Raw genomic sequence first — 16,020 nt, forward strand, 5'->3', positions numbered from 1 at the left:
TGGTGAAGGTTCTTGTAGTAGGAAACGGAGGAAGGGAACACGCCTTAGTTTGGAAGTTAAAGCAGAGTCCTTTAGTCAAAGAAATTTACGTAGCTAAGGGAAACGCTGGTATATGGCAGATAGCTAAAAGGGTTGATATAGAACCTTACAACATAAAAGAACTTGCGGACTTTGCTGAAAAGGAAGGTATAGACTTTACCGTTGTAGGACCCGAGGCTCCCCTCGTAGAGGGCATAGTGGATGAGTTTGAAAGCAGGGGACTTAGGATATTTGGACCTAGCAGGAGAGCCTCCCAATTGGAAGGTAGTAAAGTGTTTGCTAAAAGCTTTATGCTAAGGCATAACATACCCACCGCCGTGTACGAAGTTTTTGAAGATCCTACAAAAGCCAAAAGGTTTATCAGGGACTTTGGAGTACCTCTGGTAATAAAGGCTGATGGACTTGCAAGTGGCAAAGGTGCTGTGGTTTGCTACGATGAAAATACCGCCATATCTACTGTGGAGAGACTGATGGTAAGGGGTGAGCTGGGTCCTGCAGGGAAGAGAGTGGTAATAGAGCAGTTCCTTGAAGGGGAGGAAGTTTCTTATATAGTGCTTTTGGACGGAGATAGGTATGTGCCACTTCCCACTTCTCAGGACCATAAGCGACTTCTTGACGGTGATAAAGGACCCAACACAGGTGGTATGGGAGCTTACTCACCCACACCCTTTGTAGACCAAGATACAGAGAGAAATATAAAGGAACTGATAATAGATAGACTGATAAAGGGACTAAAGGAAGAGGGCATACACTACAGAGGATTTTTGTATGCAGGGCTTATGCTCACCAAAGAGGGACCCAAAGTGCTTGAATTTAACGTAAGGCTCGGAGACCCAGAAGCGCAACCCATACTTATGAGAATCAAAGGAGACTTCATGAAGAATCTCTTGGACTTTTACGAAGGAAAGGAAGTGTCTTTGGAAGTAGATGAAAGATGCGCTCTGTGTGTGGTGCTTGCAAATAAGGGATACCCAGAAAAACCCCAAAGGGGAAGCGTTATACACGGGCTTGAGAACATAAAAGACCCTGATGTAATAGTGTTTCACGCGGGAACGGATATAGAAGATGGAAAGCTAATAGCAAAAGGTGGAAGGGTTCTAAATGTGTGTGCGTGGGCAGATACCATATCAAAAGCCAGAGAAAAGGTATATAGAGCCGTAGAAAATATAAAGTTTGAAGGTATGCAGTACAGAAAAGATATAGGAATAAAAGCGGTTAACCTTCTTTGAGGAGTCTCCTCTCATATATAACCGCTAAGGAAAATAAGACGGTGAACACCAAAGGTCCCAAAAATAGCCCAATAAAACCAAAAGCCAACATACCTCCTACTGTTGAGAAGAAAAGCACTATATAAGGCATATTTATACCCTTTTTCATGATCATGGGTCTAATTATGTTATCAACAGTAGATATAACAAGAATTCCCCAAAGCAACATAAATATGCCGTAAAATATACCTTTGCTTAAGAAGGTGTATACCGCTATAGGAAACCATACAAAGCCTGTTCCAAAAGGCGGAACAAAGGAAGCGATGAAGGTAAGTAAAGCCCAAACAAGGGAATAGTTAACTCCTACTATGGTGTAAGCAACAAATCCCAGAACCGCCTGAACTACAGCTACTCCTATGCTTCCATAAACAACGGCAAGTATAGTTTTGTAAATGGTCAGCAAGATCTCGTAAAGATCTTCTTTGTACATGGGAAGGAATCTTTCAAAAAACTGAATGAATTTCCTGCCGTCCCTAAGTATGAAAAATAGACTTATCAAAAACACAAAAGACTTGAAAATAACAGACCCAGTTGCTAAAAGCATGGAAGTAAAAAGCTCTCCTGCCTTTTGAGTGAGCTTACCAAGGTATGAAGTAATACTACTTCTGAATTCGTCAGACTGTGCGTAGGCATAAATCTTCTGTAGCATGTCTTCCGTTAGAATTCTGTCCGCAAAAGGTACTCTGTAAAGGTTATGCAAGGCATCTATCATGGTATGGCTCTGAAAGTAATCAAGTAATGTTCTTGTTATCTCTACGCTTTGCCTGACTGCGACAATGCCTATAAAAAACACGGGTATGACTATGAAAAGTGCTACCGCAAAGGTTATAAGCAAAGAGGAGATAGTAGCGCTTCGCAAAAGGTTTGACAGTCTTAAATGCACAGGATAGGCAACAAGGGAAAATATTATAGCCCACAGTATGGGGTTTAAAAAAGGCATAAGAACCAAAAGCACCAGAATGGCAAACAGTAGAGTCATACCCAGTAAAAAATAAGAGAATACCCTTTCTTTGCTCATGAGCGTCCCATGCAGTAGTACTCAAAGCCCTCCTCTCTCATCTTTGATGGTTCATATATGTTCCTACCATCTACTATTATGGGAAGCCTGAGAAGTTCTTTTACTTTTTGAAGGTCAGCCTTTTTAAACTCTTCCCATTCGGTAAGTATGAGAAGTGCCTCACAGTCCACAAGTGCCTGGTACATATCTTGTGCGTAGGAGAGGTCCTTGCCTTCGGGGAAGAGTCTTTTGAAGTTATTCATAGCTTTGGGATCATATAAACTTAGCTTGGCTCCGTGCTTGAGAAGAGCGGACACCACCTTTATAGAGGGTGCGTACCTTATGTCATCTGTGTTGGGTTTGAAAGAAAGCCCCCAAACTGCTAACCTTTTGTCCTTTAAGCTCCAGAGTGCAGTCTTCACCTTTTGAATAAACCTATCTATCCTCTCTGCGTTTATCTTCTCTACCTCTTTGAGCAATGAAAAGTCAACCCCGTGATCTTCTGCTATCTTTATGAAGGCTTTTACATCTTTGGGGAAACAACTTCCACCCCAGCCTATGCCTGCATCCAAGAAAGCCCTCCCTATCCTCTTATCGTATCCTATACCATCTGCTACCAACTTTACGTCCGCTCCCGTTTTTTCACACAGGTCTGCTATCATGTTTATGAAAGATATCTTCATGGCTAAGAAGGAATTAGATGCGTGTTTTATAAGTTCTGCTGTGGCTGGGTCTGTGAATATAATGGGTGCCTTTATGGGTTTGTAGATTTCCTGCATAATGCTCTTTGCTCTATCACTTTCAACACCTATAACTATTCTGTCCGGCTCTAAAAAGTCCTTTACCGCATTCCCCTCTCTTAAAAACTCAGGATTGGAAACCACATCAAACTCTATAGGACTTTTCATATATCTTTGCACGGTCTTTTTGATGAGCTTGTGGGTATTTACTGGCACTGTGGACTTTTCTATTAGCAGTTTGTAGTCCTTCATATGCTGTGCAGTGAGTCTTGCTACCTCCTCCACCTGTGATAGGTCTGCAGAGCCGTCTTCTTGCTCGGGTGTACCAACACATACAAAAATCACTTGGGAAAAATCAATTCCTTCAACGATATCCGTAGTAAAACTTATCCTATCCTGTTTGAGGCTCTCTTGGAGGAGTTCTTCTAGTCCTGGCTCGTAAATGGGGAGATGTCCCTCTTTTAGCATCTGTACTTTCTGTGGAATTTTCTCCACCACTTTCACTTTGTATCCCAGATGGGAAAGACATATGCCCGTTGTCAATCCTACGTAACCACCGCCTACAACGGTTATATTCATCCCTCTTCCTCCACAAGCTCAAGCTCTATCTTACCTCTGTCTTCTTCAACTTTGACTACCCTAACCTTTACCATATCACCCAACCTGTATACTTTCCCAGTCCTTACACCCACAAGCCTGTGAGCTGGTTCGTCGTAAACATATTCATCTTCCGTTAGGGTGTTTATGCTCACAAGCCCCTCTACCAGATACTCTTGCAGTTCTACAAAAAAGCCAAAAGGTACAACCCCAGTTATTATACCCGTATGTACTTCACCTATATGTGCCTTCATGAGTCTAGCTTTTAACAGGTCTATGGCTTCTCTTTCTACATCGTCCGCGAGCCTTTCCTGTTTGGATAAATGCTGTCCAGCCATCTCAAGGTATGCTACCGTTTCTTCGTAAGGCACATCCTCACCTTTTATGGCTTTTTTCAAAAGCCTATGAACTATTATGTCTGTGTATCTCCTTATAGGTGATGTAAAGTGAGCGTAATGTTCAGAGGCAAGTCCAAAATGCCCCACATTGTGAGGTGAATAATAAGCTCTCTTCATGCTTCTGAGTGTCAAGAACCTAACCAAGTTTTCTTCTGGTCTTCCCTCAAAATCCTCTATGATCTTTTGAAAAAACTTAGGCTCAAGAGAGACTTTCTTTACTTTATACCCAAGACCACCAAGTATTTCTATTAGATTGTTTACCTTATCTGGGTCTGGTTTTTCGTGTACTCGGTAAAGACAAGGATATCCCATATTCTGCAAGTGCATGGCTACAGTCTCGTTGGCAGATATCATAAATTGCTCTATGATCTTATGGGCTATGTGCCTCTCGTAGGGGATCACCGCTACGGGTTCTCCAAACTCATTCACGACTACTTCCGATTCTGGAAGGTCAAAGTCAATGCTCCCTTTCTCCCAACGCTTTCTGGAAAGTATGCGATAAAGGTCTTCCATAAGCCTAAGGGGTTCTACAAGGTAAGGGTATTTATCTTCAAGCACCGGATCACCTACTATGAGCTTTAGAGCTTCTTCGTATGTCAGGCGCGCTTTGCTCTTTATGACGCTCTCGTATATGTCGTAGCTTACCAAGTTCCCCTTTTTATCAAACACCATCTCACAGGTGAAAGCAAGCCTGTCCTCATAGGGTTTTAGACTACACAGGTCTGCAGATAGCTTTTCTGGAAGCATGTGCAGGGCTCTGTCAGGGAGGTAAAAGGTAAAACCCCTTCTGAAAGCTTCCTTATCTGTGTGAGAGCCTTCTTTGACAAAATGAGATACATCAGCTATGTGCACCCACAGTCTGTAGTGTCCTTCCGGTGTCATTTCTATAGCTACTGCGTCGTCAAAGTCCTTAGCTCTTTCGGGGTCTATGGTAAAGCAAACCTGATCCCTTAGGTCTTTTCTCTTTTTCAACTCCCTCTTTATACTAATGCGTATCTTTTGGGCTTCTTTTATAACTTCTTCTGGATACCCAAGAGGGAGATCGTACTTTCTAATAAGAAGGTCTATGATAAGCAGTCTTTCCTGAGGATGTCCCAGCACTTCCTTGATCACTCCCTTAGCGGGGACTCTTTCCCTTGGGTACTCCTTTATCTCAACTACTACCAAGGTGTCCTTCTTTAGGTCCTTGCAACTTTCTTGGCTCAGCAGTATCTTTTGGTGGGGTGCGTCATAGATGGGTATCCCGTAGCAAATTTTACCTTTTACTATCTTACATACCAGCTCTCTTTTACCTCTCTTTATAATCTTGAGTATGCGCACTTCCTTTTTACCTCTAAACTCCACCACTTTAGCCTTTACCAAGTCACCACCAAAGACCTTTGTCATTTCAAAGGGTGGTATGTATATGTCCTTTCTGCCTTCTCCTATATGGAGGAAGCCAAATCCTGCAGGGTAAGGAATCACAGTCCCTACAACTGTGTCTTCCTCCGTAAGCTTATACCTTCCTTTTTCTACAAATAGCCTCCCCTCTCTTTTTAGGGACTTGAGCAGTTTTTTGAGCTTTTTTCTACCTTCTTTGTCAAGCCCCAAATGTTTGGCTATCTGTTCAAAGTGCATGGCTTTATTAGAGCTTTTGAGCAGATTAAGAACTTCTTCTTCTGTTATGTGCCCATATGCCATATGAAAAGATTATAAACTATGCTCTAAAGGTAAAAAACTCTATTCTTTCCTTCACTTTTGGCTTTGTAAAGAGCGCTATCAGCCTTTCTTAAGATGGTGTCTATGGTATCACCTTCACGGTATGTGGTTATTCCTATAGATACAGTTATCTTAATTTTTCCGTCAAAAACCGTTTCTTCCACAATCCTCCTGAGCTTTTCCGCAACTACTAATGGTTCTGAATGCGCAATTAGTAAAAACTCTTCCCCTCCCCATCTTCCCATTATGTCCGTTTTTCTTATGTTATTTTTGAAAAGCCTTGCTAATTGTTTAAGAACCCTATCTCCAGCTTGGTGTCCGTAAGTATCGTTTATCTGCTTGAAGTTATCCACATCAATGAACAGAAGACTCAAAGGCATTTTGTATCTGCGTGCCTTGGCAACTTCCTTCTTAAGAAATTCCTCAAGAGCGTATCTGTTATACACACCTGTAAGTCTGTCGTAAAGGGCTAACTTTTTAAGTTTGTTCTCTGTGAGCTTTCTATCCGTTATATCCATGACCACACCCACTCCCGCAGGAGCAGACTTATAGTGTACAGTTTCTGAGCTTATCTGTACCCATACAACCTTCCCATCCTTTCTTTTTATCCTTACCTCGTACCTTTTAACTCCTTTTTTACCCATATCCCTCTTGATCATAACCTTCTTGACCTTATCTCTGTCCTTTGGATGGATAAGAGAAAGAAGATCCTCAAGGGATAAAAGCTCTTCAACGGAGTAGCCTGTTATCTCGGAAAGTGCCTCATTTGCGTATATTAACCTTTTTCCCTGCCTTAGAAAAATACCTACGGGAGAAGCAGAAGCGAGTGAACGGAAGAGTTCTTCTTTCTCGTGTTTTTCTGTGATATCAACCACATACTTGTAATAGCCTATTACTTTCCCTTTATCATCTTTTAGGCAAACGGTATGATCAAGCACCCACTTTACTTTACCATCCTTAGTTATGATCCTGTAATCTTCGTGAGTTTGCTCTGATAGAGGACCCTCTGTGCATTCTTTCAGCTCCTTCACTACTTTATCAAGGTCCTCTTTGTGTATAAGGTCTGTGTACTTTAACTTTCTTTCTACAAACTCTTCCACAGAGTAGCCCGTTAGATCTTTCACATTGGGAGAGACAAGTTTAACAGACCATCCAACAGCGTCCTCTAAAAAGAAAAACACCATGGGACCGCTTGTAAGGAAAATTTCTGGACTTAGCTTAACATACTCAAAAGCTTTGAGCACTTGGGATAGATCTATGTGTATCTCTATGTAAGTATTGTTTTCTTTATTATAGCTTGCAATTACATAAATATAATTCTCTCTGCCTTCTTTTGTAGTGTGCACATACACTGTCTGATAGTTCTCCAGCCCCTGCTGTTTCATAATCTTTGCTACATACGGATAAAACTCCATGCCATAGAGTTCCTTAGCTTTTTTGTTTGCGTACACTACCCTGTATTTTTCGTCTATTACCAAAAGAACTATAGGAAGGTTTTCAAAGCTTGAATAATCCATGAAAAGACTTTTATTTTATCACAGTATAAAGGCTACTGCTACAGAATAGTCCCTTTCGTGAGATATGGATACATACAGGCTTATACCTTCAAGCAGATGCTTTATGTCATCCCTAAGGATGTTCACCTTTGCAGGTTTTCCTCTGTCTCCGAGCACTTCTATTTGTGAGAATCTTAGCACTATACCGAATCTCTGGTAAAAAGCTTTCAAAACAGCTTCTTTGCAAGCCCATCTTGCAGAAAGGCATGCGCAGAAAGACTTTTGCTGTGTGCAATACCCAAGCTCTCTTTGTGTGTATATGCGATTTAAAAATTTATCACCAAAGCGTTCTATAGCCTTCTTGATCCTTTCGTTTTTCACTATGTCTATACCAACCACAGAGGGATATTATAAAGGGGGAAAGCCCCCCAAGAAACTTACTTTTTCTCTACTATAACGCCTTTTAACGGTGCTACCGCCTGTAAAAATTCCTGCTGTTCCTTTGGAGGCACTTTAAACTTGTTGAGGGTTTCTTTTGTGAGTTCTACAAATCTGTTCCAGTCTGAATCTGAGATACCAAGCCCTTCGTGAGCGGTTTTCATGTCCCTTCCCGTATATATACAGGGTCCTCCTGTGGCACTACATACAAAGTTAGTAAGATGAGCTATCAGTTTGTTCTTACTGTCGTTGCTGAGACCTTTAAAGTATACGCCTAATTGCCTGTCCGTCACAAGACGCACTGCAAGGTCCTTAACAACTGCTGAGATGGCATCGTATCCACCAAGTCTCTGATAAAGGGTCTTTTCTTTGTGCATCATCTCCGCAGAGCCAACTCCAAAAAGCCCAAAGACTAACATAAGGCTAAGTGCAGTTTTTCTCATGACACTACCTCCTCTTATTTATTCCTATCATCAACTACATCATTCCTTTGGCTCTCCAATATGTTAAGAACCGCTTGCTGTAAGTCAGCAGGAACACCGTTTTGTTGCATAGATTTTTGAACGCACGCCTTAAAACTATCTACATCATCGTTGGCTATACCTTTACCATCAGGTCCTACCATACCTTGATGCGCTGCTCTCATAGGTCTACATGTAAAGGTTCTCTGCTGTCCATCAACGGGACTTGTGTAAGTTATAGTAGTTGGAAAAGTACATGGACCACCAGCGGCAGCGCACAACTGTTTTGTTAGGCATACCTGTATACGTTCAAGAGAGTCCGCGGATAATCCTCTGAAGAATATACCTATGTTTGGGTCTGTTGCGAGACAGGGTACCGCATCACTTACTACTTTCCTAATACCCTGCTCACCACCGAGCCTCTCAAAGGGTGTTTGAGCAGTACTGCTTCCCCCACAAGAAGAAAGCATAAAACCTGTAGAAGCTAATAGAGCAAATGTACCTAATGCATACCTTCTCATGATACTACCTCCTTTATAATGGTTTTCTTGTTTAATGCTACTTCCTTTGTATGATCCTTTCAGTGATTAAGTCACACAAAGGGTATGCTTACTTGGCAAGGACCCTTGCTACTTCCTGTAAGGATGTGATGCCCTTTCTTACTTTTAAAATACCAGCTTCATAAAGGGTTCTCATGCCTTTGCTTTTAGCTAAGTCTCTTATGTCTTCAGAAGTGCCACCTTTTATGATGAGCTTTCTCATCTCCTCATCTACTTCAAGTATTTCATGGACAGCGGTTCTTCCTTTATAACCTGTGCGGTTGCAAACCTCACATCCCCCTTCTTTGTGCGTGTATATGGTTATATCTTCGCTGGGATCTTTTAGCACTCCCATCCTGAGAAGAGCTTCTTTGGGTGTGTTGTCTATTACTTTACATGCAGGACAAAGCTTTCTAACAAGTCTCTGTGCCACTATGAGAATAACTGATGAGCCTACAAGAAAAGGTTCTATTCCCATATCCACAAGTCTTGTAATAGAAGATGGTGCGTCGTTAGTGTGCAGGGTGGAAAACACTAAGTGCCCTGTTAGTGCAGCTTTTATGCCTATTTCTGCAGTTTCTGTGTCTCTTATCTCACCTATGAGGATAATGTCAGGGTCCTGTCTGAGAAAGGCTCTCAATACGCTTGCAAAGGTAAGTCCTATATTCTCGTTAACCTGAACCTGATTGAGCCCCGGGATGGCAACTTCCACTGGATCTTCTGCGGTCATTATGTTCACATCAGGTGTGTTTCTTTCCATAAGCGATGCGTACAGTGTGGTTGTTTTCCCTGAACCAGTAGGTCCAGTTACCAACACCATTCCCCACGGTGTCCATATAGCCTTTCTAAATTTCTCAAGGTCATCAGGCTCAAACCCTAAGTCTTCAAGCTTTACGCTAAGGTACTTTTCTGCTTCCTGGATTCTCATGACTGTTTTCTCCCCATAAACGGTGGGTACTGTAGAGACCCTAAGGTCTATTCTTTTGCCACCTATCTTTATCCTTATCCTTCCATCTTGAGGCTTTCTTCTCTCTGCTATGTCCATGTTGGACATGATCTTGTATCTTGCTGTCAGCGAATCTTTGACCTTTGCGGGAAACTCGTGAAACACACGCAGTATTCCATCAATTCTGTAGCGTACAACTACTTTTTTTTCGTAAGGTTCTATATGTATGTCAGATGCGCCAAGTCTAACCGCTTCGTATATTAGATAATTGGCAAGCTTCACTATGGGTGCCTCTCCAGCTTCTGCAGCTAAAGCTTCTGGAGAGAGATCTATGGGGAGATTTTCCAGCTCTATCTCTTCTTCGGGTTCAAGCTCCTCAATTAGCTTAGTCACTGTAGGATAGAGCTTGTTTAGAAGGTCTTCTACTGTTTTTCTGGTAGCGGCATAGGCGGTTATGGAACTTATCTTACTTCTAAACCTTAGCTCGTTTATGGCGGACTGATTGAAAGGATTAACTGTAATGATAGTTAAGTTCCCGTTTTCGTACTTTACCGGAGCTATTAAGTATTTCCTAAGCAGACTTTCCGGAAGTTCTTTCAGCACCTCTTCTGGCAGTTTTACATCTTCTATATTGCCCTTCCAGAATCTATTGGATAAATGTTTGGAATATAAATCTGCCAGCTTTGTATCATCAAGTAAGCCTAACCTCAGCAAGGTGCTTATTATGTCCTCATCCTTCTGTTTTTCTACATAAGCCTGTTTTGCTTGCTCTTTGGTGATGTAGCCAAGTTTTACTAAATACTCTAATAGCTTAGCTTCATCCATAGCTCTCTTCCTCAGAAGGGAATATGCCCTTCTCTACCTCTTCTTTATACTTTTGCAATGCCTGTCTGAACACTTCAGCACCTTGGGCATACCTCTTTACAAACTTGGGTTTTATATCTTCCACCAAACCTACAAGGTCGTGAAAAACCAGCACCTGACCATCACAGTGCGGACCAGCACCTATGCCTATGGTGATGCTTTTAGAATCTCTGGTTAGCTCCTGTGCTAAATGGGATGGTACACTTTCTAAAACTATCATGAAGGCTCCTGCTTCTTCCAACGCTTTGAAATCTCTTTTTAGTTTTTGAGCTTCATCTTCCTTTTTTCCCACAACCCTGTAGCCTCCAAGAGCGTGAACACTTTGGGGTGTAAATCCCAAATGCCCAACCACAGGAATGCCTATACTTACAAGCCTATGTATAAGCTCTGCTATATCTTCTCCACCTTCTAACTTTACTGCGTTAGCTCCTGTCTCTTTCATAACTCTTCCGCAGTTTCTTATTGCGTCTTCTTTGCTTACTTGATAGCTCATAAAAGGCATGTCCACTATAAGAAAGGCTCTCTTTATGCCCCTCTTTACTGCCTTTGTGTGGTATATCATCTCATCAAGGGACACATAAAGAGTAGATTCAAGTCCCTGAAAAACCATACCGAGAGAATCACCTACCAGTACGCAGTCTATACCTACTTGGTCGCACAACTTTGCAGAGATGTAGTCGTAGGTAGAAACCATGGTGATCTTCTTTCCTTCCTGCTTTTTCTTAAACAGCGTCCTTATGGTAATCTGTTCATGCATTCTTTTGTTCTTGCACCGCTGATAGCTCTTCTTCTACTTCCTTGACGGTTTTTATCAATCTTCTGACGGACTCTTTGAGCACATCAAGGTCAGATAGTTCTCTCATCTGTCCCACAAGAGGTGTGAGTGTGCTCAAAAGCTCTTCCTTTTTTGGTCCCTGCCCTACTCTTATTTGGTAAGCGCTGGCTGTTATAGGATGGAATATGGCATTTACTATCCTTCTGGCTGTTAATTTGTCCTGTGCTTCAAGGAGTTTTTCCAGCTCGGGCAAAACCTTCTTTATGAGGTTTATCCCAATCTCAAACTCTTTGGACATAACACGCCTCCTTAAATAGATTTTACCTTATAATGTCCAGTTTTAGATAATCTCTAAGGGCATGAGGTACAACTACTGAACCATCTTCTCTTTGATAGTTCTCAAGTATTGCTGCGAGGGTTCTGCCTACCGCAAGCCCAGAACCGTTAAGGGTATGCACATACCTGTTCCTACCTTGGGTATCTTTAAACCTCATGTTTATCCTTCTTGCCTGAAAGTCCTCACAGTTAGAGCAGGAGGACACTTCTCTGTACCTGTTTTGTGATGGAAACCACACCTCTATGTCGTAGGTCTTTGCGGAAGAAAAGCCCAGGTCTCCACTGCACAAAAGCACAACTCTATAGGGTAATTCCAAGGCTCTTAGTACATCTTCCGCATCCCGTGTTAGCTTTTCTAACTCCTCGTAAGAATCCTCTGGCTTTACTATCTTGACCAGTTCCACTTTGTTAAACTGATGTTGGCGTATTATACCCCTTATGTCTTTTCCGTAAGCACCAGCTTCTCTTCTGTAGCAAGGAGTGTAAGACATCAGATAAATGGGAAGCTGGTCTTCTCTTAATATTTCGTCCCTAAACAGGTTAGTAAGGGGCACTTCCGCAGTAGGAATAAGATACAGGTTGTCCCTTTCACACTTGTAGAGTTCTTCTTCAAACTTGGGTAGTTGTCCTGTGCCTTCTAACACTTCTGGTTTTACAAGATGTGGAGGGAGAACTTCTATATAACCTTTTTTGGCATGCATGTCTAACATAAAGTTTATAAGAGCTCTTTCAAGCTTTGCTCCCATGTTTTTAAGAACTGTGAAACGGCTTCCTGAGAGTTTGGCACCCCTTTCAAAATCAAGTATGTCCAGCTTCTCTCCTATTTCCCAATGGGGCTTAGGCTCAAAGTTAAATTCCCTTGGCGTGCCATACCTTCTTACCTCCACATTGTCTTTCTCATCTTCTCCTATGGGAACGCTTTCATGGGGTATGTTGGGTATGCGTAGCATAAGGTTTCTCATATCACTTTCTACAATGGAAAGCTTTGCTTCTAATTCTTCTATATTCTCTCTTATTTTTTTGACCTGTGCCTCAAGGTTTGAGGTGTCCAAGGATTGTTTTTTCATTACTCCTATCTCTTTACTTATGCGGTTTCTCTCAGATCGTAGCGCTTCAAGTTCTCTAAGTATGCTTCTTCGTTCTTGGTCAAGGGACAAAACACGATCCACAAGCAGATGATGATCTCCACCTCTGGTCTTTAACCTCTCTTTTACAAAATGGGGTTTATCTCTTAAAAGCTGTATGTCAAGCATTTTTCTTCATATAATCTTGCAGAATTTTTTCCATCATGTCCTTGTAGTAAAGCCTTTCCTTTTTTAGTTTTTCTATTTCTAACTCTAGCTCATGGGTCATTGGTCTGTGTTTTTCTAACTTATCAACGAGCTTGTTTAGTTCGTCGTGTTTCTCGTAATACTGTTTAAATTCTTTATTTTCTTCAAGGAGTTTTTTTATAGCCTCCTCTCTGGTCATTTTATGTCCTCCTCTTTCGGTCTTAATAATATTAAAGCACAAAAACTCAAAAGGTATCCCAAAGAAATTACCACAAGGCTTGCGATTATTAGATATATAACAAAGGCTATTGCAAAAGGTGTGCTTGATACCACAAAGCTCCAAAAGTATCCTTTGGTGGCACTGTAGCTCCACCAGATATCCTGCGCAGTTCTCACAGGAAAGATCCTTTTCCTTACAAAAAAAGCTAAAGGAAAACTAAACAGGGCACTCAGCATTACTATAAGGCTTGCCTGCAGGATAACTTTTGACGATAAAGGGAGATTAAAGAAGGGATAGGTAGCAAGGGAACCAACAAATAATAGACTGATAAAGGATAAAAAGGCATAGTAAAACTGTTTGGCTCTTTTTCTGTAGAGGTCTCTTTTATCCACTTTTTACCTGTCTGTTTCTCCTACTACTGGGTCTATGCTTCCCAGAAGAGCTATAGCATCCGCTATAGTTCCACCTTCTATGAGCTTGGGAAATATAGAAAGATTGTAAAGAGCTCCTGACCTTATCCTTAGCCTGTAGGGTCTTGACCCTCCTTTAGAGTATATGTAAAAGCCAAGTTCACCTCTTGGGTTTTCACCGCTTGAGTAGAGCTCTCCGGGAGGTGCACTCTCACCGTGTACCACTATACGAAAGGACTTTACCATGTCTTCCAAAGCCATGAACACATCCTCTTTTGGAGGCATGACCGCAGGATGGTCTTTGTTTATGTAAGGTGCGGACTTGGGTAGTTTTTCTAACTTGGCTACGCACTGTTCTATTATTCTCAAGCTTTGGACCATCTCTTCCATACGTACCAAATACCTGTCATAAACATCCCCCACTTCTCCTACAGGCACATCAAACTCCACTTCGTCATAAGCTGCGTAAGGTTCTGCTTTTCTAATGTCATAAGGCACTCCCGAACCTCTGGCTACAGGTCCTGTAAGCCCATAGTTGAATACATCTTCTTTACTTATCACACCCACATCCTTTGTCCTTCTTAGCCATATGCGGTTTCTTGTTAGCAGTTGGTGATACTCTTTTAGCCTGCTGGGGAAGTCTTTAATAAATGCCTTTATCACATCAAGAGTGCCTTCTGCAAGGTCGTAATGTACTCCACCTATTCTAAGAAAAGCAGTGGTAAGTCTGAAACCTGCGTTTCCCTCTATGATGTCCATTATCTTCTCTCTTTCTCTAAAGGCATAAAGGAACACGGTGAGAGCTCCAAGGTCCAAAGCGCCAGTGCCAAGCCAAAGAAGGTGGGAGTTTATTCTCTGAAGCTCTGCAAACATGGTCCTTATATACCTTGCCTTCTCGGGAACTTCTACATTCAAGAGCTTTTCCACTGCGGTCACATATGAAAGTTCGTTGCATATGGCTGATATGTAGTCCATCCTATCTGTATAAGGCAGAAACTGAAAGTAGTATAGGTTCTCTGCTATCTTTTCCATCCCTCTGTGTAGCTGTCCCAGTATTACATCCGACTGAACCACCTTTTCACCGTCAAGGTCAAAGAGAAACCATATGGTGCCGTGAGTACCCGGATGCAAAGGTCCCCAGTTTAGTACCAACTGAGCCTTCTTTTTTAGTCTAGCTTTTTCTGTTCTCTCAAGGTCTTCAAGAGTAGCAACTTTTGTATGCATTATTTCGTAGTCGTGGCTTGGTGGTTCTGTTCTACCTTCCAACACTTCCGTAAGGGAAGGGAGCTCCACCTCTGGAATACCCTCAAGTGGGAAGTCCTTCCTGAGGGGAAAGTAAGGATATCCTTCCCACATGAACATACGTCTGAGGTTTTCGTGCCCTTCAAAAACAACACCAAACATATCGTATGCTTCTCTCTCCGCCCACTTAGCACAAGGCCAGAGCTTTTCAAGAGAGGGAAGCGTACCACCTTCTGCCCAAGTTTTTACTATAACCCTCTCGTTCTCTTCTGGATTGTAGAGTATATAAACGCCCTGAAATCTGTGAGGGTGTTCAGGGAAGTCTACGCAGGTAAAGTCTATGAAATGTTTGTATCCTTCCTTTTGTCTGAGATAACTTAGAAACTCAAGCAGTTTAGCTTTGGGAACCTCTATGCGCACACTTTTGCTGTCCGCTTGAACATCCGCATCTTTGAAAATAGACCTGACTCTTTCTCTCACTACTAAGTTCATCCAAGGCATTGTCAGACCTCAACCTCCTGCGGAATCAACAAACCTTGTCTCTGCACATCCTCTTTGAACTGTGCAAAAGCCTTGTCATATTTTCTTACTCCTTTCTCTTTTATCTTTTTCTGAAGCTGGAGTATGCCGTATATGAGTCCCTGCGGATGAGGTGGGCATCCGGGTATGTAAACATCAACGGGTATTATCCTGTCCATACCCTGAAGGGTAGCGTATGTGGGGAAGGGTCCCCCCGCAGAAGCACATCCACCCATAGTTATGCACCACTTAGGGTCTGGCATCTGTTCCCATATGAGCTTTAGCATAGGTGCCACTTTATTGACTACTGTACCTGCAACGATAAGCACATCAGCCTGTCTTGGAGAAGCCCTGAAGATGACGCCAAGCCTGTCTAAGTCAAACCTTGAGGCTGCTGTATGCATCATTTCTATAGCACAACAGGCAAGACCTATGGTCACAGGCCAAAGGGCGTTCCTGCGACCCCAATTTAAAAGCTCTTCCACAGTAGTTATCACAAAACCGTTGGAGTTTATCGCAGCCATAATAAACCTCCTTTAGTAGAACTTTAATTATAAGCCAAAATTACACAACTTCATGACAACTATCACATGAAAAGGACACCGTATTATAAATAATTTAGGACACTTCCAAGAGCATGCAGGTTTTTCTCTTCTTTAACTATACTGACTGAGGCTGTTTGAAAAATCCCAGAGCATTGACAAAACTTGATTTCTAAAAACAGCCCTCAAAAGCTCAAAAAATAAGTAAATCCCCCAAAGCACCA

The 16,020-nt window shown here is 42.1% G+C and carries 16 protein-coding genes; 1 reads left to right on the forward strand and 15 read right to left on the reverse strand.

Going from position 1 to position 16,020, the window contains the following annotated elements; all coding sequences use genetic code 11:
- The first annotated feature begins 2 nt into the window (after positions 1 to 2).
- Positions 3 to 1,268 carry a phosphoribosylamine--glycine ligase gene (gene purD, locus CP948_RS07360; RefSeq protein WP_096602951.1) on the forward strand — a complete coding sequence of 422 codons (1,266 nt, stop codon included), beginning with the start codon at positions 3 to 5 and terminating at the stop codon, positions 1,266 to 1,268.
- Here purD and CP948_RS07365 read toward each other — a convergent pair.
- The 15 genes from CP948_RS07365 to CP948_RS07435 all read right to left on the reverse strand — a co-directional run bounded on the left by CP948_RS07365 (position 1,255) and on the right by CP948_RS07435 (position 15,778).
- Positions 1,255 to 2,325 carry an AI-2E family transporter gene (locus CP948_RS07365; protein WP_096602915.1) on the reverse strand — a complete coding sequence of 357 codons (1,071 nt, stop codon included), beginning with the start codon at positions 2,323 to 2,325 and terminating at the stop codon, positions 1,255 to 1,257. The genes purD and CP948_RS07365 overlap by 14 nt on opposite strands.
- Positions 2,322 to 3,623 carry a UDP-glucose dehydrogenase family protein gene (locus CP948_RS07370; protein WP_096602917.1) on the reverse strand — a complete coding sequence of 434 codons (1,302 nt, stop codon included), beginning with the start codon at positions 3,621 to 3,623 and terminating at the stop codon, positions 2,322 to 2,324. The genes CP948_RS07365 and CP948_RS07370 overlap by 4 nt, the downstream gene beginning before the upstream one ends.
- Positions 3,620 to 5,719, reverse strand: coding sequence for a ribonuclease R (rnr, locus tag CP948_RS07375; protein ID WP_096602919.1), 2,100 nt, complete (start codon positions 5,717 to 5,719; stop codon positions 3,620 to 3,622). The genes CP948_RS07370 and rnr overlap by 4 nt, the downstream gene beginning before the upstream one ends.
- A gap of 23 nt (positions 5,720 to 5,742) precedes the next feature.
- A complete protein-coding gene (locus CP948_RS07380; RefSeq protein WP_096602921.1) occupies positions 5,743 to 7,254 on the reverse strand; it encodes a diguanylate cyclase in 1,512 nt (503 codons plus the stop codon).
- An 18-nt stretch (positions 7,255 to 7,272) separates the two neighbouring features.
- Positions 7,273 to 7,632, reverse strand: a complete 360-nt coding sequence (acpS, locus tag CP948_RS07385) for a holo-ACP synthase (protein WP_096602923.1) — start codon at positions 7,630 to 7,632, stop codon at positions 7,273 to 7,275.
- 38 nt (positions 7,633 to 7,670) lie between these two features.
- Positions 7,671 to 8,114: a group I truncated hemoglobin gene (locus CP948_RS07390; RefSeq protein ID WP_096602925.1), complete on the reverse strand. Its 444-nt coding sequence runs from the start codon at positions 8,112 to 8,114 to the stop codon at positions 7,671 to 7,673.
- Between the two features lie 14 nt (positions 8,115 to 8,128).
- Positions 8,129 to 8,653 carry a group I truncated hemoglobin gene (locus tag CP948_RS07395; RefSeq protein ID WP_096602927.1) on the reverse strand — a complete coding sequence of 175 codons (525 nt, stop codon included), beginning with the start codon at positions 8,651 to 8,653 and terminating at the stop codon, positions 8,129 to 8,131.
- Positions 8,654 to 8,741: 88 nt separating this feature from the next.
- Positions 8,742 to 10,442, reverse strand: coding sequence for a GspE/PulE family protein (locus tag CP948_RS07400; protein WP_096602929.1), 1,701 nt, complete (start codon positions 10,440 to 10,442; stop codon positions 8,742 to 8,744).
- Positions 10,435 to 11,238: a 3-methyl-2-oxobutanoate hydroxymethyltransferase gene (panB, locus tag CP948_RS07405; RefSeq protein ID WP_096602931.1), complete on the reverse strand. Its 804-nt coding sequence runs from the start codon at positions 11,236 to 11,238 to the stop codon at positions 10,435 to 10,437. The genes CP948_RS07400 and panB overlap by 8 nt, the downstream gene beginning before the upstream one ends.
- Positions 11,231 to 11,554, reverse strand: coding sequence for a hypothetical protein (locus CP948_RS07410; protein ID WP_096602933.1), 324 nt, complete (start codon positions 11,552 to 11,554; stop codon positions 11,231 to 11,233). Before CP948_RS07410 ends, panB begins: the two co-directional genes overlap by 8 nt.
- Positions 11,555 to 11,576: 22 nt before the next feature.
- Positions 11,577 to 12,845: a serine--tRNA ligase gene (gene serS / locus CP948_RS07415; protein ID WP_096602935.1), complete on the reverse strand. Its 1,269-nt coding sequence runs from the start codon at positions 12,843 to 12,845 to the stop codon at positions 11,577 to 11,579.
- Complete coding sequence (locus CP948_RS07420) at positions 12,838 to 13,062, reverse strand: HP1242/YdcH family protein (protein WP_096602937.1); 225 nt, start codon at positions 13,060 to 13,062, stop codon at positions 12,838 to 12,840. Before CP948_RS07420 ends, serS begins: the two co-directional genes overlap by 8 nt.
- On the reverse strand, positions 13,059 to 13,475 hold the full coding sequence (locus CP948_RS07425) for a hypothetical protein (protein WP_096602939.1): 417 nt from the start codon (positions 13,473 to 13,475) through the stop codon (positions 13,059 to 13,061). The genes CP948_RS07420 and CP948_RS07425 overlap by 4 nt, the downstream gene beginning before the upstream one ends.
- 3 nt (positions 13,476 to 13,478) lie before the next feature.
- Positions 13,479 to 15,236 (reverse strand): NADH dehydrogenase (quinone) subunit D, encoded by a 1,758-nt coding sequence (nuoD, locus tag CP948_RS07430; RefSeq protein ID WP_096602941.1) that lies wholly within the window; start codon positions 15,234 to 15,236, stop codon positions 13,479 to 13,481.
- Between the two features lie 2 nt (positions 15,237 to 15,238).
- The gene (locus CP948_RS07435) at positions 15,239 to 15,778 is read right to left on the reverse strand and encodes a NuoB/complex I 20 kDa subunit family protein (RefSeq protein ID WP_096602943.1); all 540 of its coding nucleotides are present in this window, start codon (positions 15,776 to 15,778) and stop codon (positions 15,239 to 15,241) included.
- Positions 15,779 to 16,020: the final 242 nt, after the last annotated feature.

This window comes from Hydrogenobacter hydrogenophilus (genome assembly GCF_900215655.1).
Taxonomy (GTDB): Bacteria; Aquificota; Aquificia; order Aquificales; family Aquificaceae; genus Hydrogenobacter; species Hydrogenobacter hydrogenophilus.